The sequence below is a fragment of the Streptomyces sp. ISL-100 genome, from assembly GCF_018614615.1.
Classification (GTDB): domain Bacteria; phylum Actinomycetota; class Actinomycetes; order Streptomycetales; family Streptomycetaceae; genus Streptomyces.
Genome location: NZ_JAGGOK010000075.1, coordinates 41,309 through 63,346, shown reverse-complemented (window position 1 = coordinate 63,346; position 22,038 = coordinate 41,309). Strand labels below are relative to the sequence as shown.

The window sequence follows — 22,038 nt, the reverse complement described above, 5'->3', positions numbered from 1 at the left end:
GATCTTCACGAGCCTTCTAGAACCACCGCAACGGCACCACCCCCACCCAGAAGTCGAGGCTCACCGACCCGGGCTGGCGCACCTGGCATGCAACCGACCGCCTCGTCGGCGACGTGACCACCCTGTTCAAGATCCGCCGCCGCCACGCAACCGCAGGCCGGCCGACGCCGCGATAGGCATGCAGCCCCGGTCTGGTACGGCCTCCACGACCCCAGAGGCCAACTGCACGACGGCGCTTACCCTCGGTGGCATCCGGCCCTTCCTCTCCCTCTGTGCCTGTTCCCTCACGAGAACAGGGTGAGCTGCTCGTCCTCCGGTGCCTGTGTGAGACCAGGCTCCTCCGCGTATTCCGGGTCCACATCTGCCGGTTCGGTGTCCGCGGCCTCTGTGATCACGCCCAGCGCCTCCGCTACACGCTGTCCCTCGGGGCTGTTCTCCACCTCAATAGCAGCCAACTCCTCCGGGGGTGAATCCTCAACTTCGTTCTCGCCGTCGGCGACCATCGGTAGTACGTAGTGCTGGGCGAGGCCCGCCAGGTGCAGGGGCAGCGGCAGCGAGAGCGCGTCCATATAGTCGGGAGCCTGGCGAAGCTGATGTACCGCGAGAGCAAGGGCTTCGGGCGAGTCGCCGGTGTCCGGGTGGCAGCCGAGGACCGCGATCTCCACCAGCCCGGGGTTCCAGGCGGGAATGTGCGTGTCGACGGTCGGATTGCCCTTGTTGGGCCCCTGCCGCAGAGGGCGGGGAGCGATCTTGTCGGCCTCGACGGCGGAGTCCCGGAAGGTACTCGCTTTGGGAGTGGTGCTGTAGAAGATCCGCCCTGAGGACTGGGCTGCGTCTTCGCCTTCCACCCAGAGCCCCTGGGGCAGACCGTTGACCTCGCCGGGAGCAGCGTTGCCCCACCACTGGGGGGTCTCCCGACCGGCTGCGGTGCGTACACGGATCAGCCGAAGGTCGGGGTCGAGCCCCACCGGCTGCGCGTGCCCCGTCTTGATCAGGTCTCGTTCGGTTCGGCCGTCCTGGAGCCAGGGCCAGTGCGACCGACTGTTCTGAGAGTGGGTCAGCAGGGCGGTGGGCCGCCCGCGAAGAGAGCGGACCATCTTCTGAAGATAGCGAGCGGTGGCCCTGCGCTGCTCGTCCATGGTCTGCTGCCAGACGCGGTACTTCGAGCGCTGTCGGGGTACGAAGGCGGCGGCATCGGTGTCCAGGACCGTCCCCGTCTCGGACTCCGTGGGTTCACTCACCTCCGGGATTTCGGCTGTCTTGACCAGGCCGAGCAGGAAATGGGGATAGGGGATCCAGCGTCCCGTCTGCTCGTCCCAGCCGGTGACCGCTGCCAGACCGCTTCCCGGCGCGAGCGGCGTGACCATGACGGCCACCGGCGTGTGGCGGGGAAGCCGTGTGGGGCCGTCCTTGCGTCGCTTGACCATGTACGTGGCGACGTAGCGCAGGTCCTCGGGAAGCGCCTCGCCCAGCGTGTCTTCGGGCAGGACACGGACGCCGTACTGACGCAGGGCATCCTCCCATCCCGAATGGACCCGGTGCGAGAGGTTCTTCTCGGTGTTGTGCCCCTTGGCCTTCTTGGGGACGAGCGCGAACTGCGTCAGCACGCCCGCGTCCGCGCATCCCAGCCGGAGCGCGTACTTGGGGTCGTCCAGGCGGTGGGCGAAGTCCTGTCGGCGGTCGATCTCCACGAGTGCGAAGCCGGGGTGGAGCGGGTCGGCTCCGTCTTCGGCGAGGAATGCCGCGGCCGCCTTCCGCCGTGTGTTGATGCCGGCTTCGAGGGCTTTGCCCCTCGGTCGTGCTGTGGGATCGATGCCCAGGGTGTCGGTGATTCCGCCTGTGGTGCGCAGGCACCGTAGGCGCAGAGTGAGTTCCGGGGACTTCCATTCGAGGATGACCGGGCTTCCGGGCGCGGCCAGTTCGTATGTCTTCTCGGCGGTGTCGGACTCTGGAGGGCTGCCGTCGCCGTCCAGCCCGAGGACATCGACGAGGGCCTCGATGGCCGCATCCCGGAACGATGGGCTCTGCCACAACAGTCGCGCTTCAACGAGGCTCGTGGCTCCCGTGCGCTTGATCGCCTCGGCGGGGTCCTGACCCTCGTTGATCCTGGCTGCCACCGCGAGTGCGGTCCGGCGGGCCAACGCTTCGCGTTCCGCCTCGGCCGCCTTCTCCATCGCCTTGGGCTTGGGCCGCGCGTTGGCGGGGGCACTGCTGCCGACGCTCGCCCGGCTGAGGGAGGGGATCCGGCGCATCTGCTCGGGCAGCGCTTGTTCGGCCCATTCGACGATCTGAGAACGCTGGTGCGACATGAGACCGGCACCGATGCCATGAGCACCCATATGTGTGCTGTGAACGACCGAGGCACGGGTGCTGGCCCCGTCACCGATCCACGCCTCGGGTTCGGCGAGCAGGCTGACCGGGTCGGGGAAGGGGCGGTTGAGCGCCAGCCTGCCGAGGATCTGGGCGGGTCCGTTGTTCTTCCACGCGTAGTCCTGAGTGCCGCGATCCCAGGTCAGACGTGCCACCGCATAGCGGTCGCTGGTGGGCGTTCCGGGCAGCCAGGGGATGCCCGGCAGCAGATAGACAGAGGTGTCGCGGCCATACGGCAGCCGCAGCCGCTGCTTCTTCGCATCGAGGCGCGTCGCCCAGCGGCGCACTCCGGTGTGCAGGTGGAGACGCGGGCGCGGGTCGAGGGGGACGGTATGGAGCGAAATGTTGATCACGATGGAGAACCACCATTCGCGCCCCTTGACCACATGTGAGAGAGGCTGCGAGAGGAGCTCCGCCCCCTGCTGGCGCGGTCCTCGCGGCACAGCGCGGAAGTGCAGGCTGCCGGCGCTGTGTTCGTACGGGCCGAGAGCGAGAATGCGCCGAGCCAGGGCATCGGTCGCGAGTTGAAACTGACGGTCGCGCGGCGCGGCTGTTCCGCCGTCGGTCGTGGGGCAGCCGAGCAGGTCGACGGTGATGTCCTGCCACTGCGGCGGGCCGGACCGCAGTGCCATGTGCGTGTCCAGGACGGCGCGGTGGTGCTCGGGCTCGGGACGGATGTCCTGGAGCCAGGAGCCGTTGAGCCGGTCAAGGGTGTCACCGGGCAGGGGGTGAGGGGCGTCGTGCGGAGCGTAGAGCCAGAAGTCCTCGGCCTGCTGGACGGGGTAACGGGGGCGTCCCCGGACGATCAGATCGGGGGCAAGACTCTGCAGCACTCCGTTGAAGCGGGCAACGGGCGCGGCACGGTAGGGGTCGGCTTCAGGGTCGCGGCCGAGGTTGCAGAGCTCCAGGACACTCTCGTGCCACTGCTCGGGAAAGGACAGTGCGTGGTACGAGGCGGTCCAGGGGGCGGCATCGGGCTTCAGGAGGTAGGCGGCGCGGCTGGTGTCACGGTATTTGGCGGCCATGGGACTTCACGGTCTCCTTGCATTCTGTCGGCGGGTCAGTTTCCGGTGCTCAGGCCGCACAGGGCGTCGTAGAGCGGGTGGTAGAGCGTGCGCACCAGGGCGGGGTCAGCGGGGTTGGGGAACGATTCGGGTACAGCATCCTCATCGAAGTAGGGCGCGAGGACATCCCGGAGCTTGATGAGCAGGCCGTCTTCGGTGCGCCTGCGTCCGCTCCGGGTCGCTGCGGCGGGCGGGGCCCCGGCCTCGGCGAGGGCCGGGGCGAAAGCCGCGTCGACGAACACAACGCGCGCCGGCACTCCGCCTCGTACCAGACGGCCGATGACCTGCCAGATGGTGACGAGTTGGTCCCAGGCGAAGGAGGTCTTCTCCGCGTCGCCGAGCCGGGAGTAGATGTAGCGCCGGGACAGCAGCCGACGCCATTCCTTCCGGGATTCGAGGCGGAAGGCGAGCCCGGCGGCATCAAGGTCCGTCGCGTCGGCCACCAGCTTGCCGAAGGTTCCCGCCTCGGGGCCCGGCTGGTCGCGGACGAACCTGGTGACCCAGTCGTTGACGGCGAAGACAGCCAGCGAAAGGTCGTCGGGGCGCGGGTGGGGCCGGGCGAGGAAGAGCACGGTCCCGAAGGCCGCCTTGTGGCTGTCGTTGAGAATGTTGTGACCGCGCTCGATCGCCATCAGAGGGGCGACCAGGACTTCGGCGTCGTCGTCCTTGGCAAAGGCCGCCAGATCACCTCGTCGTACGGCGGAGGCGCTGGTGAAGCCGTCCGTGGCCGTGTCGCCAGGACCGGAGTGGTCCAGCTCCGCCTTGTCGGAAGCGAGGACGCGGACCTTCCCGCGCCAACGGGGCATGCGTTCAAGGAGGTCGGCGGCAGTCCTGGCATCGTGGTAACTGCCGACCAGGAGGAGCGCCCGGCGGCGTCCGCCGTCCTCAATCTGCCTCAGTTCCCGGTCCAGGAGCGATGTGCTGCCCGGGGCCGACTTCCCGAGTTGGGTGACCATCTGCGACAGAACCCGTTCTCTGGTGTCGAGTTTGGCCCCGGAGAGGGTGAGCGGGGTTCCTTCGCCGTCGTAGAGGAACAGCGTGCTGAAGCGGGTCTGCCGGATGGAGTCGACGGCGGCCTGGTGGGGTTTGAGGATCGCCTTGACCGGCGCCATGACGTGCGCGCGGGTCGATGTCCCGGCCCAGCTGGTTCCGGACATGAGCAGTACATGTGGTCCGGGTCGGCCCGCTGCGGGGTCAGACCCCAACGCGGGAAGGTTGAGCAGGAGTTCACGGCCGACGCCGGCGCACCGGAAGAAGCGGAGGGTGCCGCTGCGCTGTTCGTCGCCTTCCGGCCCTCGCTCCGGGTCTTCGGGCAGATACTGGAATCCGAGGACGTTCCCCATGGGGGCCTCCGGCACGACCGGCGCATAGTCGAGGGGCGGCCTGCGGGAGAGTTCGTTATCGGCGGAGTCCAGGTGGAGGGCCGCCTCGGCCTGCGGCCACAGGAAGGTGACTCGTTCGAGGCGCTGATGCAGTGCGGCCAGCACCAAGGTGAACTCCAGGCGCCGAGTCGCCCGTTCCAGCCAGGGCTCGGTCCCCCAGGTGTCCACGGGGTCTCGGTCGGGTTTCCCCGGCCCAGGCGCCTCTTGACACAGTGAACCGTCCATGACGGGAGAACCGATCAGCAGCACGTCGAGGACAGAGCGCACCCGCTGGCTGGTCGCCGACTGGTCAAGGTTGTACAGAAGGTCTCCCGCCCTGCGAATCAGAGCGTCGGTGAGTTCACTGTGCGGGCCACGATCACCGAGCGGGTCGTCGCGGAAGGCATCGAGTGCCTTGGTCACTTCGCTGCGGCGTGCGTCCCACGCCTCCGTGCCCGGGGTACGCGGCGTGGAGTCGATGCCCTCGGACTCTCCGTCGGAGTCGTACACCTCGGTATCGGAGGAGGCTCCATCGAGGAGGGATCCATCGGCGCGCGGACGCGGGTACCACTCATTGATCAACTTCTCCTGGAGGGTCCAGGCACTGAAGTACTCGATGTCCGCCCACGCACGGAGGTCGTCCTCAGTGATCAGCCTGCGGTAGAGGCGATTGGCAGCGGTAGAGACGAGATCCAGGGAGGCCGACCAGCGCTCGACATCGCGTGCCGACAGGGGAAGACGGCCCTGTCGGGCCAATTCACCGATCTTGTGGATGTCGAGCCGGTCGAGCCAGGAATCCGGGCCGCGCACGATCAGCGTCGCCGATGGGGCGAAGGCGGTATCGAGCTGTATCTGTACGCGGTCCGCCTCGTCGACGATGACGATGTCGCTCCGCAGGCAGGCGAGTTCGAGATGCCGCAGACGTTCTGCGTTGAGGTGGTGCGGGACAGCGCTTTGCAGCAGGCTGGCCGGGTTGGCCACCCAGATCAGCGCATCGACCAGCTCTCGGTCGGTCGCGTGCCGGGGGCAGACGCTCCACACCGGACAGCCGTGGTCGGACCGGGAAGCCTCCAACTCCATTGCCCCCGCACCCTCCTCCAGCCTCCCGGATTCGTCATGCCGGTACACGGGCATCGGGATGTCCTCGACAGCGGTCGGACGGGGCTTCTTGACTGGGCGCAGTTCCGTGCAGGGGGCGTCGACGTAACGCAGAGGTTCGGACGCTTCCAGTCCGCGCTGCGCGTCGAGGACACACACCGTACTCAGGTCGTCGAAGGCCGGATCATCGTGCTGGAGCAGTGAGGCTTGGCCACGTGCGGCGAGTCGGCGGTGCAGCCGGGACGCGTGCTGCTCGCGGGTCGTGCCGCCGATGACAGGGGCAGCTGTCAGCCCCAGGTCCCTGAACTGACCTACCAGGGTGAGCTGTTCGGCGACGTCACCGACGACCAGAGTGGTACGCAACCCCTTGCGCGCGCCCCAGACGGCGATGAGGTTCATCAGGGTGCTCTTCCCCGCGCCCACCATGCCGACCAGGTGGAGCAACCGGTCCAGGCTCAGCACCAGCGACCCTTCGAAGCGCAGTCCGTCGACGGACAGGACATCGAGCTGCAGGTCCTCCAGGCGTCGCACCCAATGACCGGAGGGGAGACCGCGAGCGGCCTCCACCGCCTCCATCCAGCGTGCTGTGTCGGCGAGTTCAGCCAGGGGGACGTCCAGCGGCCGCCCTGCGGTGTCCGGGACCCGGCTCAGGTCATGACCGGTGGCCGGTGGAAAGCACAACTCGTCAAGGATGGTCACGGAAGCCGGCCGGTGCCGCTCAGTGAACCGGGCCTGGCCTGCCGGTGCGAGCTGCAGCTGGCGCTGGTCGAAGTCCGGAAGCCTGGAGAGCGCACGCTCGAACCGGCCGAAGCGGTCGCCCGCGACCGTCGGTTCAACTCTCCGCGCCGGTACTCCCTCCTCGGGCAGTCGGTATCCGCGGAGCCGTTCGGGCACCTGCCCATACGTCTCCAGGCACTGGTGCCACATGCGGCGACGACGCAACTTCCACAGCAGGTGGCGCGCCACGTCCAGCCGGTCACGCTGGGCCGGCGTGGTCACGATCCCCGCGGCCGCAGCGAAGGGGTATCCGCCCAGCAGGGTGTAGACACCTCGGGCGTCGAGGGACGGATCGAGGCTCTCCATCAGGTAGAGGCCGAGTTCCACCTGGCAGAGCAGGGAGGGGCTCACATCGTGAAGTTCCTGGGGCCATACCGGCTCCAGGGCTTTGGCCAGTGGCTGGTACCACTCGCTGCTGTTACGCACGGGAGGATCCGTTCGTCGGTGCGGAGTCCGTCAGGTGAGGGCCGCCTGCTCCTAGGAGCCGGGCGGTGGCGAGTGCGACGAGCCGGTCGTTGGTGAGCAAGGGCAGGCCCTCGGCCGTGGCAGGCCGGTTTCGCCGGTAGGTGCCGAGGTAGTCGCGATGGGCTTCGGCCTGTTCTCGGGGGACCACCCAGCATGACTCGTCATAGGGCGGCTCTGGGCGAACGGGTTTCGCGGCACGGCCGAGCAGACCGGGATGTTTCCAGTCCTTGACGTCGATGGCCCAGACGTGCCCGTCGGGGAAGATCACGCGCAGGTCGTAGGCGTCGAAGCCGGGCCAGAGCTGGACTTCGAGTCCGAGCGCGCTCAGCCTGGCCTCCAGCTCGACCTCCGCGCGTCCGGGGCTGGTGACAAACTGCCTGAGTGGCCGCATGAGTTGAAGCAGCCCGGCCGCGTCCGCGCCGGCCAGGGTCCGCCCGTGCGGCGGCGCGCCTCGGCGTCGGCATCGGTCGCGTTCGCACCACCATGATGCGCCGCCCGCGACTGGGGTGAGCAGGGTCAGGCAGCGACCGCAGGTGATGTAGGCGCCCTCGCTTTCGTAGGAGGCCGGGACCGGCGCGTAGCACTGATCCAGGAGCTCTTGCACAGGGGCGAGGAACAGGTCGGTCTCGGCCTCGAACCGTTCCACTCCGGTGAGCACCGGACGTTCCACGAGGAGCCTGCGGAAGGCCACGTACGACTCGGGCGACGACGCCCGGCGGCACAGGCGCATCGCTGCGTGGATGACCTCCCGGTCGAATTGCGCGGCACCGGCGTCCTTGCCCCTGATCCACCACTCGTGGCACAGCTGGGTGGGTACCAGCGCCTCGGGGTCCACCAGGTAGTCATCCGGCCCGAAGGCATCCGGCGGCAGGTCGAGGGGCCAGTCCTCAAGGGGACGGCTGTGGCACCAGAAGAGGAGTTCCGGAAGGCTGCGGGGGATCTCCTCGACGCCCCTGAGGAGGCAGGCGAGGACGGTCCGGTCCAGGGCGCGCTGGGCCTCGGCCGGGTAGGGAAGCCTGAAGGAGGAAAGCGGCCCGAGGTCGGCGAGCTGGATCACCGCGCCGGCCAGCGTACGGACGAGTCGTACGTCGGGAAATTCGAGCCAGTCGCCGCTCCGGGCGGCGGAAGCATCAGTTGCGATGGTCATCGGGGCTCCTGCTCCGTCGTGGCCAGATGTTCGAGGCCCGGGTGGCACCATTCGAGGGCTTCGCAGCCGCCGCAGTGCCGGCCTGGTGTGGCCGGGTAGTCCTGGTCCTGGGCCCAGGGCTGGGCGAGTTGCGCGATCACTTCTCTCGCTTCGTCGACGGTTCGCGGGTGCGAGGGGTCCAGCTCCTCGAAGGTCACGTCGTCGGTGTGCAGTAGTTCCAGCTCCACCCTGGAGCGCGCCACGTCACCGCCCAGGACGCCGGCGGCCAGCATCAGCACGCCGAGTGCCAGCTGGGGATAGCGCTTCAACAGCGCCTCCCCTTCGTAGAGATACCTGCTCGCGGTTTTGGTCTCCCGCCAGATCCAGCCCCCGCGACGGGTGTGGAGCAGATCGGGGGTGGCTATCAGCACGAGATCCAGTTCAGAGTCGTAACAGACCGCCTGATACTGGACTCGCACTTCTTCCTCCGCGGCAAGGCCGTCCAACGGGCAGTAGAAGGCGTGTTGTTCGAGCATGGCGGCACCGTCGAGCGCTTCCTTGCCGGTCAGATGGAGGCGGCCCGCGCCCCAGGACGCCGGGTCCGCTGGGCCGAGGAGCGCCTTACAGCTCTGGTAGGGCGTACTGCCGTGCCGTTGGTTCAGGACGTCGTCGACTACGCGGCCCCGCCGCACTTCCGGGCTCTCGGGTTGCGAGGAGCGCAACTTGAGCTGCCTGGTCGCGTGGTATTTCGCCGGGCAGTCCCGGTGGGCACGCAGATCGCTGATCGAGACGCTGCGCCGCGGCCGCCGGGGCTCCGGCGGCGTGATTCGCAGCAGTTCCGGGGCGTGCGGGAGGGCGTTGCATCCGGCCATCGCCTTGCAGTCGACGCAACCGCTACCGGGGCGGGTCCCGGTGCCGTCGATGGCATGGAGGAGCGCAGGCCACCCCTCCCCCGTGAAATGCTGCCGCGCCTGTTGCCCGTTCCAGTCGAGCAGTTCCTTGTGTTTGCCATCTCCACAGCCGAATTCGAAGACCCTGACCTGCGCGGGCTGAACGGTGCGGTAACGCTCCGGCTCGTCGAACCTATCGAGCGGGACCGGTGTGTGCCGCTTGCGCCAGCCGTCGACCGCCGGCCGCCCCCGGGCAGCTACGTACGCGGCCACGGCCTTCTCCCCCTCGGGCCGATTGTCCTTGGCGGCGCCGAAAGTCAGCAGCCACAGGTCCCGGGTGGAGCCGTCGCGGGCTGCGTATCGGCGTCCCCAGGCGGTCATCTCATAGGTGTCCACACCCCGGGCGTCCACCGGCCCAGGCCCCTTGCCGACCACCCAGTTGTCACGGACCGGAACAGTGAGCGGCAGGCCGGCGGCCAGGCGGGCATGCTGGTCCGCGGCTCGGGCCGCCAGGTAGCGCCGAACCGCCGCTGCCGACCAGGACAGCAGAAGAGGGTGCGCCACGGGACGGCGATAGAGCCCGAACGTTCCCTTCGTACGCCAGAGTTCTCCGATCACCTGCTCCGGATCCTTGGGGCCGTGTTCAATGAGGTCGAGCGCGTCCATGAAAACCTTGAGAGTGAAGTCCTGGAATTTTTCGGCGAGTTCGGGGGGTTCGGGATCCGCGATCAGCATCGGGCGGGCGTCGCTACTGCGCTTTGCCGAACAGTCCCGAGGATCGAGCCGCGCCGCACCGAGGTTCGTGCGCACCAGCTTGATGTCACCGCTGGTTCCGGCGGGATGCAGCCAGGTACTCATGGTCTCCTCCAAGCGGTACGACAGGGCAGCCCGACGCGACACGGCCCAGAGCGCCTCGCCGGGTTCTCGACGACTCCAGCATGACACATGTTCCTGTGAACTCAGTCTATGCACGAATTGAACGGTGCTCGCTTTACACTGGGGCGCATCCGCCACGCAACGGTCCGGCGGAACCGGAAACCTGTCACCGCCACGCCTTGCCTGCGTGACGGACGCGGGACGCTTCAGAGGCAAGGGGCGGGCATGAAGAAGGACGATGTGCTGGGCGGCCGTTACAGGCTGCTCAAGCACCTGGGCAGCGGCGGCATGGCCGTGGTCTGGCAGGCGGAAGACCTGCGGGACGGGAGGCTGGTAGCCGTCAAGTGCCTGCGCACGACCGGCGATCTCCTGGACTCACTGGACGAGGACGAGGCGCTCGACGAGCTGAGGCGTATGCGCGGCCGCTTCCGGCGCGAGGGCGCGCTTCTCGGACGCCTGCGCAACAGGAGCATTCCCGAGCTGTACGACCAGGGCACCCACGCCTCCGAGCCCTACCTCGTGATGCGCTTCGTCGACGGCAAGCCCCTGCACCTCTTCCTGGACCAGTACACGCCGACTATCGCGGTCGCCGCAGCCATCGGGGTCCAGATCGCCGAGGCGCTGGCCTGCGCCCATGACCTCCCGGTCGTGCACCGCGACCTCAAGCCGTACAACTTGATCATCGATGCGCACGGTGTGGTCGTCCTCATCGACTTCGGCATCGCCAAGCCGCTCTGGCCCGGCGTCACGGACTACACGCAGCACGGTTCCACCGTGGGCAGCAGGGGGTACGAGGCCCCGGAGCAGATCCTGGAGCGTCAGATCACCCCGCGGACCGACCTGTACGCACTGGGCTGCGTCCTCTACCACCTGCTGACCGGCCACCCGCCTTTCTCCGGGGACGGCTTGAAGCACCAGCACGTCAACGATGCTCCGATCCCGCCGACCTGCCACATCGGGCACATCCCGGCGGAACTGGAAGCACTCGTCCTGAAGTTGCTGGCGAAAGAGCCGGAGGACCGCCCCATGGACGCCCGCACGGTCGCGGAGGTGCTGCGGAAGCACGCGCCCCAACCGGGGGACGCCGCCCCTTCGCCCCGCCTTGAGCCGGACCCTACGCGTCCGTTGCGTCTGCCGGACGAGTACGACCTGCCCGCCGCACCCGCGGCACCGCCGCCCGCGACCAGGCCGAACAGGAGGCATCGCGCCTCCGGATTCCTCAGCCGCAGGGCGTTTCAGGAGGTCACCTCCGAGGCCGAAACCGAGATCGATGCCGGCGAGCCCGCGAGCGCGGTGGACAGGCTGCTGGAGCTGCTGCCGGCCGCCCGCCGGGACTGGGGGGCTTCCGACCCACGGGTCCGAGCGGCCCTCCGCGTGGCCGCGAACGGCATGCGCATCGCAGGGCGTTGCAAAGAGGCAATCGCGCTCTACGAGGATCTGGCCCTGCGGATGGAGGGCAGTGCGGACCCAGATGATCTGGCCGACTATCTGGAGGGCACGCTCGGCGCGGCGGAGTGCCGTATTCCCTTCGGTGACCTGCTCCCTGCGGCAGCGGCGCGGGACATGGTGCTCGAAGAGCTGCCCCGCACCACCGGCTCGCGCGCCGAGGTGCTGGTCGAGCGATGCCACGAGGTAGGTATCGAGCTCGACGAGCTGGGCTACGAGGCATAGAGGGGACGATCGGGGGCGGGCGCCCCGCCGCACTCGCCGGGATGACGCGGCACCGGCAGGCTCACCGGCGCGATCGGTGCAGCCTTCCCGCCGCGAGCCCGTCCCCGAGGCCCCGGAGTAGGTCCTCGCCCACCGCCACGACGGAGCGGAGCGACTCCTCAAGTGCGAGCAGTTCCTTGAAGGCCTCGGCGTACGGCCGCTGTTCATCGAGGGAGAGCTGGAGCACCTGCAATTTACGTACGTCGATGCGGGCCGAACTGGAGGTGTGGGAACCAGCCTGCCGCGCGTTCGCCGGAGCGCGCAGGCAGCCCGCGAGGAACCAGGGATCGAGCATGTCAGGGTCCGGGCGCAGCGCGTAGAGCTGGGGACCGAGCACCAGAGGCGTGTCCGCCTGCACCCACACGCGATAGGCCCGCTCGACGCCCACCACAACGACGTCCCCGGGCTCGGCCACGGTGAGCGTGCCGGTTCCGGCACCGCTCTCCACCTCGGCCCCGGCGAGCCAGCCGCCAGGCCCCTCTCCCAAGACCAGGTCGGGAACACTCAGGACCGGGACCGCACCATGCGGCAGTGCGTCGCCGTGCAGCAGCTCACCGGGAAGTGTCTGTCCCTGCCGCAGCCTGAGCGCCCGGGCGCGGTCCAGGTCCGAGACCGTAACCGTGGATGCGGCGTCGCCGCCCGCCGACAGATCGATCGCTGCGAGGGTGCGTGAGCGACCTCGCACTTCGTCGAGCAGACCGTCGAGGTGTCCCCAGGATTCATGGAGCTTGTCCTGGGCCTCCGTGGCCGCCTCCGGGACATAGCGCGCTGGTGTGAGATCCGTCTGCTCGTCGAGCAGGTCCATGACGGGGACGGTGACGCACCTTTCGGGCAACCGCTCCTCTGCTCCCGGCCGCCGTTCCCCGGACCAGGAGTGGGCCTGTACCGCGTCGAGGACCTGACCGCTCAGTCGCGGCCAGTCAATGCCCTGAGCTCCCCGGACCGCACCATGCGAGGTCGCCGCGTCGAGCAGAAACAGGCGCTCGCCCGGAGCCGTCCCGCCCTCGGAGGCGGGCGCCCGGAGAATCCACAACTGAAGCGAGACGCTGTGCGGTTGCGCGGCGCCGGCTGGCAGCGCGACGACACCCCGCAGCGCGCCGGTGCGCAGCAGCGCCCCGCGGATACGCCTGCCCGCACGCCGGGAGGCCACCGCCGGCGGCAACAGGAGTACGGCCACGCCACCGGGTGCCAGGCGCGCCAACGCGTGCTCGACCCAGGCGAGTTCGGGCTCGGTCCTCGGCGGCAGTCCGTAGATCCAGCGGGGGTCTGTGGCCAGTTCCTCGTGACCCCAGTCGCGTGCGTTGAACGGCGGGTTACACAGGACGACATCGGCCCGTACGGCACCGTTCGGGTCGGCGCGTAGCGAGTCTCCTGTCCGGATCTCCGCGCTCGCCCCGCTCCCGCCCACGCGCGCGAAGCCCAGCCGGGCCGCCGCCAGTACGGCGAGGGTCGGGTCGAGATCGGTCCCGAGGAGCGCCGGAGCGAGGGAGCCGGCCTCCACACCTCGCTCTCCCATGTGCTCGCTGGCGGCCAGGAGCAGCCCACCGACACCGCATGCAGGGTCGAGGACGGTCGTCCACGCAGCCTCTTCCCCCGGCTCGCCGGCCCCGACTGCAGCAGCGATGTCCACCATCAGCCGGGCAAGTGGAACCGGGGTGGTGCTGATCTGCCGCACATGCGCATCGAGCCAGCGCGCCAACAGAAAGTCGAAGGTCTCTCGGTTGCCTTCATGGTGCGCAGCCTCGACCGTCGCATCCACCACACGGACGGCCGCTTCCGGAAGGGACGACAGACCGGGCATGGCCCAGTCCACGCCTTCCGCAGCAAGCAAGCGGCCGCCGGCTTCCGCGAGCGCAGCACCCATGACCGCACGGTCTCCCAGCGCCTCGTAGCGCGGCCACAGCCGCTCGCGCATTCCGACCCGCTCGATCTTCCCCTGGGCGTGGAGCCATCGTTCGACGTCGTCAAGGGAGAAGAGCGGACTGGCGTCCGTCCCTCCGACCGGCGTCGGGAACGAGTCATGACGGCGTCGCCAGTTGCTCACCGCCGCCCTGCCGACACCCGCGATGCGTGCGATCCCCGCCAGGGTTACGGGCGCGTCGATGGGCTCTGCCATGTGGTTCTCCGAGCGGATGGTCGAGGTGCGGACGGGCCCGGCACGGGACGCCATCACCGTAGCTCAGCCTCCCCTAACAAAGCCAATCATTGACAGAGTTCACAGCTGTTTCGTCGATCGAGCTTTCTCCTGTCCGCGCCGCCTCTACACTGACGTCCCAGGAGGATCGATCATGGAACCCATCGGGCGTGGAACCGTCTTCGGCGAGCGCTACCGCCTTGAGAAGCCGCTGGGTCATGGCTCCATGGGCCAGGTCTGGCGCGGCATCGACGAGCATCTACTGCGCCCGGTGGCGGTGAAGACCCTCGCCTCCGCAGTGCTCGACGATCCCGCCGACCGCTCGCGGCTCAAGCTCCGGTTCGAGCGCGAGGCGAAGGCCGCAGCAGCGCTCGACCACGTCAATGTCGCCACGGTGTACGACGCCGACATCACCAGCGAACTGTGCTGGCTGGTGATGCAGTTGATCGACGGCGCAACCCTGGGCATCGTCCTCGACGAGCGGGAGCGTCTCGACACGGAGTCGGCGGCCGCAGTCGCCGCCCAGATCTGTTCGGGGCTTTCGGCCGCGCACACGGCCGGTCTGGTGCACCGCGACCTGAAGCCGGAGAACGTCATGGTGCGGCGCGACGGGGTGGTGAAGATCCTCGACTTCGGCCTGGTGAAGCACATGACGGAGCAAGGAGCCCGCCTCACCGCGAGCGGGGAGTCGCCGGGCAACTTTCGCTATGCCTCCCCGGAGCTGCTCACGGGCTCCGGGAGTCTCGACGCCCGCAGCGACCTGTACAGCGTCGGCTGTCTGCTCCATCACATGCTGGCGGGCTCGACGCCCTTCGGTACGGAGCCTCCCGTCGTCCAGCTCCGAGGCCGTCTGGCCGGTCCTCCGCCTCCGCTCGCCACGCTTGGGGTCGCAGTCCCACCCAGCCTCCAGAACCTGATCGACGCGCTCCTTGCCGCTGATCGCAAGGACCGGCCGGCATCGGCCCGCGAGGTGTACGCCGCCCTCGGCCCCTATCTTCCCGAGTCCCGGTGCGGCGCCGCGCAGGCGCTCGACGCCTACGGCACCGAGGATCCCCGGCGTCCGTTCGCACTGCCCCAGGGGCCGTACCTCGTATGACGGCGAGGGCAGAATGGCAGGATGCCGGAACAGGGGCTGCGAGGGCGCGGGGTCGCCGAGAGTACGCAGGGGGCGGCCGGGGCCCGGTCGCACCGAATACAGGGGACGCGGGGACGGGGCATGGACGAGAAAATTCTGGGACGTTACGAGTTGACCGGCCGGCTCGGCCGCGGCGGCATGGGCGAGGTGTGGGCCGCCCATGACCACAGCCTCGACCGGCAGATCGCACTGAAATTCCTGGCCCCCACCGGGCAGCACAGCACCCCCACCCTCCTGGAGGAACGCTTCCGTCGCGAGGCCCGCTACACCGCCCGGCTGCAGCACTCCGGTGTCCCCGAGATCCACGACGTGGGCAAACTCCCCGACGGCAGGCTGTATCTGGTCATGGAGCTCGTCGAGGGGCGGACTCTCACCGCGCTCCTCAGGGAGCACGGCAGTTGCCCCGTCGACCAGGCCCTCTCGATCGCGGGGCAGATCGCCGCTGTACTCGTCCGCGCTCACCGCTCCGGGCTCGTCCACCGCGATCTCAAGCCGTCCAACCTGATGCTCACCCCCTCCGGCAGGGTCAAGGTCCTCGACTTCGGAATCGCTGCCGCCCTCACCCCTTCGCCGGCCGAGCCGCGTCTGACCCACACCGGCGGGGTCCCCGGCACGCCCGGCTTCATCTCGCCCGAGCAGGCTCTGGGGAAGCCCGCCACCGATCGCAGCGACATCTACGCCCTGGGCTGCGTCCTGTACGAGATCCTCACCGGTCGGCCGCCGTTCACCGCGGCCACGCCCCTCGTGGTCGCCTACCTGCATGTGCACGAACAGCCCGCGCCGGTCGTCGAGCTGCGTCCGGAGACGCCGACCGAGCTGGCCGCTCTGGTGATGCGGATGCTGGCGAAGGAGCCAGCGGAGCGCCCGTCGGCAGAGGAGGTCGTGGCCGCGGTGCGCGATCTACGGAGGGCGGCGGGGGCGGCCACCAGCGCGGCGGCGGTGATACTGCCCCGGCAGCCGGTCCGGGCAGCGAACGAGGTTCCTACACGTGCCACGGCAGCCGAGCGGAACCCGCACGCGCGGGAGACGGAACGGCGAAACCTCGAACGGGACAGTCCGTACCACGTGGCTGAGGACCTCGAACGATGCAGGTCGTACTACGAAGCAGAGGACTACGTACGGGCGTACGCCGGCTACCGCGACCTCGCCGAAGAGCTCGCCGAGGATCCGCACGCGCCGGAACACTTGGCCGTCTTCTACCAGAAGGCCATCGGAGCGTGCCTGCTCAAGCTCGGCCAGGCGAACCAGGCCCGGACCCTGTACAGCTCACTCGCCTCCCGCCTGGTGGAGCTCTACGGGCCGGTCGACGACGGCGTGCTGAGCGTCCGTCTCAATCTGGTATCGGCGCTGGGGCAGTGCGGGCGGTACTCCGAAGCCGTGGAGGCCGCTGTTCTCCTCCGGGCCGATCTCCAATCTCGCCGTCCGGACGATCCCAAGATCACCGACCTTGACGGCCTGATCGCTCGCCTGGCCCGGCTCCAGCTCGCCGCGCAGCGCACGCACCAGCCACCCGCCTGAGCCCTCCCCGCCCCCCGCCCCCTTACGTCCGCTTTCACCGCATTGCGTAGGCTCGACGTCCTACGCCGAGGTTCCGAAGAAGGCCACCCACCGATGACGCAGACCGCACCCACACCCCGCCGCACCATCGCCTCCACCTCGGCGCTTCCCGAGCCCGGCGCTCTCGTCGAGGTCCGCGGCCAGAGCTGGGCCGTCGTGAGCGTCGATCCCTCCCCGGCCTCCGGGGACCGCGCCCCCGCCACCCTCGTGCATCTCCAGTCCGTCGCCGACGGCCGCTTCGGCGACACCCTCTCGGTGATCTGGGAGGTCGAGCCGGGCCGCCGCATCCTCCCTGCCGGCTCCCTCCCCGACGCCTCCACCGGCCGCTTCGACCCACCGTCCCGGCTCGCCGCCTTCCTCGACGCGGTGCGCTGGTCGGCGGTCGCCTCGGCCGACGCGAAGAACCTCCAGGCGCCGTTCCGCTCCGGCGTCGCCGTGGAGCCCTACCAGCTGGAGCCGGTCTCCCGTGCCGTCGGCGCCCCGCGTGTGAACCTCTTGCTCGCCGACGACGTCGGTCTCGGCAAGACCATCGAGGCCGGCCTGGTCGTCCAGGAGCTTCTCCTGCGGGGACGGGCCCGCCGCGTCATGGTGGTCTGCCCCGCCGGTCTGACCCTGAAGTGGCGCGACGAGATGGCTGAGAAGTTCGGCCTGGACTTCACCATCGTCGACTCCCAGCACTGCGCCACGCTCCGCCGTACGCACGGCACGGCCGCCAACCCGTTCCGCATCCACCCGCTGACCATCGTCTCGCTGCCCTGGCTGCGCCGCCCGAAGGCCCAGCGTCTGCTCGACGAGGTACTGCCGCCCGACTCCCCGGACGACAACGCCGGTACGGGCCCGGACCGCCGCTTCTTCGACCTGCTGGTCCTCGACGAGGCCCACCATGTGGCCCCCGCCGCCCCCAAGCAGGTGTACGCCGTCGACTCCCAGCAGACCAAGCTGATCCGCCGCCTCGCGCCCCACTTCGAGCACCGGCTCTTCCTCTCCGCCACCCCGCACAACGGATACCCCGAGTCGTACACCGCGCTCCTCGAACTCATCGACAACCAGAAGTTTGTCCGCGGTGTCGAGCCGGACAAGGCGGCCCGGGACGAGACGGTCGTGCGCCGGCTGAAGTCCAGGGTCACCCGGCCCGATGGCACCCCTCAGTTCCGTACCCGGCGCACCGAGGAGCTGGAGGTCGAGTACACCGACCGCGAACGCGAGATCCACACCCTCCTGGCCGACTTCGCCGCCCTACGCAAGAAGCGCATCACCTGATACCCCCGAGCGCGCCCAGTTCGACCGCCTGCGCGCCCACCACGCCGACTGGCAGTCCGACCCCGTGGCAGGCCAGGGCGCCTGGATCGCCCACCTCCTGCGCGACCTCCTCGAATGGGGCGACGCGCTGACGCTGCGGACCGGCGAGACGGATGAGGCGGCCGAGCGGCTCCTGGACCGCTTCACTGCCCACGTCCCCGAACACGACGCGACGCTGCGCGCCGACTTCTGCCTCACCGACCCCGGCACCGACCCGCTCACCGAGCCGGACACGGCGACCGCGGCCAAGCACGTACGCCTGCTCGGCATGGTCCTGCCCGCCGGCACCGTGCCCACCGTCCGCGACAGCGGCGCGGGCGGCGGTGCCTGGTCGGCAACCCCTGCCGACCGGCTCGCCCGCCTGTGCCGCCACCACGGCGTCCCGCTCGGCCTGGCCACCGACGGCCGCTGGTGGTGCCTGGTCTGGGCCCCGGTCGGCGGCGTCACCACCACCGCCGTCTTCGACTCCGTCACCTGGAACGACTCCGCCGACCGCAATGTCGTACGCGCCTGGGTCTCGCTCCTGCGCCGCTCCCGCTTCTTCCAGTACGCCGAGGCCGAGACCCTTCCCGGCCTGCTCCGCGAAAGCCTGGAGGCGGGTGAGGAAGTCACCAACGCGCTCGGCGTCCAGGTCCGCCAGGCCGTCGAACTCCTCGTCGACGCCATCGGCCGCGCGGACGCCCGCGCCATGAATCGGGGCGCGCCCGGCCTGTACGCCGACGGCGTCAGCGCCAGCGAGGTCTACCGCGGCTCGGTCGCCGTCATGATGCGCGTCGTCTTCCTCCTCTTCGCCGAGGAGTGCGGACTGCTCCCCGCCGACAACGAGGTCTACGCCCACGCCTACTCGGCCCGCTTCCTGCGCACCGAGCTCAAGTCCCGGTCGGACGCCGAAGGCAAGGGCTCGCTGGAGCACACCACCTCCGCCTGGCACCGGCTGATCGCGCTGTTCCACGCCGTGCACGGCGGCGTCGACCACCCCGAACTGTCGCTCCCCGCCTACGACGGCTCGATCTTCGACCCCACCACTTACCCCTGGCTCGAATCCGACACTGCCCCACTGCCCATCGACGACCTCACCGTCCTGCACATGCTCCAGGCCGTCCAGGAGGTCCAGGTCGGTAAGGGCAACAAGCGCGAGAGCCGCACGCTGAGCTTCCGCGCGCTGAGCGTCGAGCAGATCGGTTACGTATACGAGGGCCTCCTCTCCTACGGTGGTGAGCGCGCGACGGAGGAGGTCGTGGGCCTGATCGGCCCAGTCGGCCGAGAACACGAAGTTCCGCTGCGGGAGCTAGAGTTGATGGCCTCCGAGAGTCGCGGCGACGTGAAAAAACTGGCCAGGCTGGTCTGCGAGGCGTACAAGGAACCGAAGCCCGGTATCGGCAAGCCGCCGACCATTGAGAAGCTGCTCGCCCCACTGACCGGCGCCGAGCGCGAGGCCGCCGACCACAAGCTCTTCGCCGCTTGCAAGGACCGCGGGCTCACTGAGCGCCTACTGCCGTTCTTCCGGCTGCTGCGCATGGACCTGCGCGGGCTGCCCCTGGTCATCCCGGCCGGACGCCTGTACGTGACGGAGTCCGCGCTCCGCAAGAACACCGGCACCCACTACACGCCGCGCTCGCTCGCCGAGAACGTCGTGAAGCACGCCCTGGAGCCCCTGGTCTACGAGCTGGGCCCGCTCCAGACCGCCGAACGCAGCGAATGGCGCCCCAAGTCCCACGGCCGAATCCTTGAGTTGAAGGTCGCCGACATCGCGATGGGCTCGGCGGCCTTCCTCGTCGCCGCCTGCCGCTACCTCGCGGACCGCCTCATCGAGGCGTGGGAGCGGGACGAGAACCACGAACGGTACGAGGCCGCGATCCGCTACCGGGCCGGCCGCCAGGTCGACGCACGCACGGCCGTGGACGCCGAGTCCGACCCGATCGTCATCGAGGCCCGCCGCCAGATCATCGAGCACTGCCTGTACGGGGTGGACATCAACCCAATGGCCGTCGAGATGGCCAAGCTGTCGCTGTGGCTGGTCTCCATGGACCCCACCCGGCCGTTCACCTTCCTCGACGACCGCCTGATCGCGGGGGACTCGCTGCTCGGGGTGACGAGCCTGGAGCAGTTGAAGGCGGTCCATCTCGACGTGGGCAAGGGCGACCTGATCGCCTCGATGGCCGACGCGGAACAACGTGTCAAAGCTGTCGCCCGCGAACGCAAGGCCATCATCGAGATCGCGGGCGACGGGATCAAGGCCCTCAGCGAAAAGCGGAAGCTGCTGGGCGAGGTCGTGCGGCACACGGCCCGACTGCGGCTGATCGGCGACCTGCTGTCGGGCGCGGCACTCGCGACCTGCGCCTCGGGACGGACCGAGTGGTACGAGGGTGGGGAGCGACTGCGGGACCTCTTTCCGACGGCGGCGGAGGTCGCAGCCGAGCTGGGGGCGGAGGGCGCGGGCGAGGGGAGCGGGCTCGGGGAGTTCGTGGAGGCCGCGCAGGAGAAGGCGCGGGAATGGCTGGCGAGCGAGCTCCCGGAGGGCGGGCTCGAACGGGAGCCGGTGCACTGGCCGTTGGTGTTCCCGGAAGTGTTCGTGGACCGGGGCGGATTTGACGCGGTGGTGGGGAACCCGCCGTTCCTGGGCGGCAAGAAGATCACAGCAGCAATGGGGGAAGCATACCGCGAATTCTTGGTCGACTACCTTGCCAACGGAAAGCGCGGAAATGCAGACTTGGTTGCTTATTTCGAACTCCAAGCACACGCACTACTTAACCCTGACGGGCAAAGCGGACTTATTGCCACCAACACCCTGGCACAAGGCGACACTAGAGAAGTAGGATTGGATCAACTGGTCAGCCAGGGTGCAGAAATTCGACGGGCGGTCAAGAGTAAGCCATGGCCGTCCAGTTCGGCAGTATTGGAATATTGCGCAGTATGGACGACTCGACGCAAAGTATCGACAGCGGCCGAGCGTGTGATCGGTGACGTAGTAGTCCCGCTGGGCATCTCGACCTCACTCAACCCGGCCACAAGAATGGCCTCGTGGGCCGAGGCGCTAAAGGGAAGCAGCGGGGTAGCCTTCATCGGGAACTTCGTAAACGGGATCGGGTTTGCGATGAGTGAAGACGAAGCGATGCGGATTCTAAACGAATCGCCGGAGTCATCTGCCGTCCTGTTCGACTACCTTAACGGTCACGACCTCAACAACAGCCCGACCCTACAAGCCAGCCGGAAGATCGTTGACTTCCACAACTGGCCTCTCCATGAAGCGGAACGATTCCCTGCAGCACTCGAAAGAGTTCGCATGCTCGTGAAGCCGCATCGCGATACCCTTAAAGACGATAAAAAATCCGTGCGCGAAAAATGGTGGCAGTACGAGAAGCTGGCGCCCGGAATGCGCAAAGCGATTTCCCCACTTCAAAACTGCATCACCATGGCCCTGGTGAGTAAAGTCGTGATGCCAGCAAGAGTTCCAACCGGGTCGGTATTCTCCCACAAGCTTGCCGTGTTCGCTTCGAACGACTTCGCCCTACTTGCATTTCTCAGCAGCGCTCCTCACTACTGGTGGGCGCTCGATCGCAGCTCAACGATGAAGGCCGACCTTAACTACAGCCCGTCCGACGTCTTCGAGACGCTGATCCGTCCGCCGATGACGGATGACCTCCGCTCGACAGGCGTTCGACTCGACGACTTTCGTCGCGAGCTGATGCTCCGTCGCAATATCGGCCTGACCGCCACCTACAACCTCGTCCACGACCACAAATGCGATGATCCCGACATCGCTGAACTCCGCGCCATCCACGAGGAGATCGACCGCTCTACCGTCGCCGCCTACGGCTGGCATGATCTCCTCGATCCGACTGGCCAGACACCCCCGGCCGGTCCCACCCACCTCAGCTTCCCGCTCGATCACGGCTTCCACGAGACCGACCAGGGCACTCGCTACACCATCGGTCTGCTCGCACGCACCGAGATCATCGACCGCCTTCGCCAGCTGAACCACCAGGCGTACGCGGACGAGGTCTTCCTCGGCAAGCACAAGAAGCCGAAGCAGCACCCCGACATGCCGCCCGCCTCCGCCAATGCCCGAGCCGAGCGTGGCGCGCAGCCTATCGCCGCCCAAGGCTTCGACGACGGCGGCCTCTTCACCATTGGCGACACCATCTTCTGAGCCGCCAACGTGGGTGTGCCCTTGCC

General features: G+C 68.7%; 10 protein-coding genes. 5 read left to right on the top strand and 5 right to left on the bottom strand.

The annotated features are described in order from the left end of the window. Window positions 1–284: 284 nt before the first annotated feature. From J7E89_RS31695 to J7E89_RS31680, 4 genes are read right to left on the bottom strand one after another with little or no spacing between them, the layout of a single operon-like run. Complete coding sequence (locus J7E89_RS31695) at window positions 285–3,395, bottom strand: pPIWI_RE module domain-containing protein (protein WP_214978291.1); 3,111 nt, start codon at window positions 3,393–3,395, stop codon at window positions 285–287. Between the two features lie 35 nt (window positions 3,396–3,430). Beyond that, window positions 3,431–7,096 carry a hypothetical protein gene (locus J7E89_RS31690; protein ID WP_214978289.1) on the bottom strand — a complete coding sequence of 1,222 codons (3,666 nt, stop codon included), beginning with the start codon at window positions 7,094–7,096 and terminating at the stop codon, window positions 3,431–3,433. Then, entirely contained in the window at window positions 7,089–8,282 is a 1,194-nt protein-coding gene (locus J7E89_RS31685) for a hypothetical protein (protein ID WP_214978287.1), read from the bottom strand. The genes J7E89_RS31690 and J7E89_RS31685 overlap by 8 nt, the downstream gene beginning before the upstream one ends. Further along, a complete protein-coding gene (locus tag J7E89_RS31680) occupies window positions 8,279–10,009 on the bottom strand; it encodes a PD-(D/E)XK nuclease family protein (protein WP_214978285.1) in 1,731 nt (576 codons plus the stop codon). Before J7E89_RS31680 ends, J7E89_RS31685 begins: the two co-directional genes overlap by 4 nt. A 243-nt stretch (window positions 10,010–10,252) precedes the next feature. On the opposite strand from J7E89_RS31680, the gene J7E89_RS31675 reads away from it, so the two are divergent. Next, window positions 10,253–11,698: a serine/threonine-protein kinase gene (locus tag J7E89_RS31675; protein ID WP_214978283.1), complete on the top strand. Its 1,446-nt coding sequence runs from the start codon at window positions 10,253–10,255 to the stop codon at window positions 11,696–11,698. 61 nt (window positions 11,699–11,759) lie between these two features. On the opposite strand, the gene J7E89_RS31670 is transcribed toward J7E89_RS31675, so the two are convergent. Further along, window positions 11,760–13,853, bottom strand: coding sequence for an N-6 DNA methylase (locus J7E89_RS31670; protein ID WP_214978281.1), 2,094 nt, complete (start codon window positions 13,851–13,853; stop codon window positions 11,760–11,762). A gap of 172 nt (window positions 13,854–14,025) precedes the next feature. Here J7E89_RS31670 and J7E89_RS31665 point away from each other — a divergent pair, with 172 nt between their 5' ends. The 4 genes from J7E89_RS31665 (at window position 14,026) to J7E89_RS31650 (ending at window position 22,012) form a co-directional block, all read left to right on the top strand. Beyond that, window positions 14,026–14,967, top strand: coding sequence for a serine/threonine-protein kinase (locus J7E89_RS31665; protein ID WP_214978279.1), 942 nt, complete (start codon window positions 14,026–14,028; stop codon window positions 14,965–14,967). A 120-nt stretch (window positions 14,968–15,087) separates the two neighbouring features. Further along, a complete protein-coding gene (locus J7E89_RS31660) occupies window positions 15,088–16,524 on the top strand; it encodes a serine/threonine-protein kinase (RefSeq protein WP_214978277.1) in 1,437 nt (478 codons plus the stop codon). Window positions 16,525–16,617: 93 nt separating this feature from the next. After that, entirely contained in the window at window positions 16,618–17,823 is a 1,206-nt protein-coding gene (locus J7E89_RS31655; protein WP_374196934.1) for an SNF2-related protein, read from the top strand. Between the two features lie 64 nt (window positions 17,824–17,887). After that, window positions 17,888–22,012, top strand: a complete 4,125-nt coding sequence (locus J7E89_RS31650; RefSeq protein WP_214978276.1) for an Eco57I restriction-modification methylase domain-containing protein — start codon at window positions 17,888–17,890, stop codon at window positions 22,010–22,012. Window positions 22,013–22,038 lie beyond the last annotated feature (26 nt).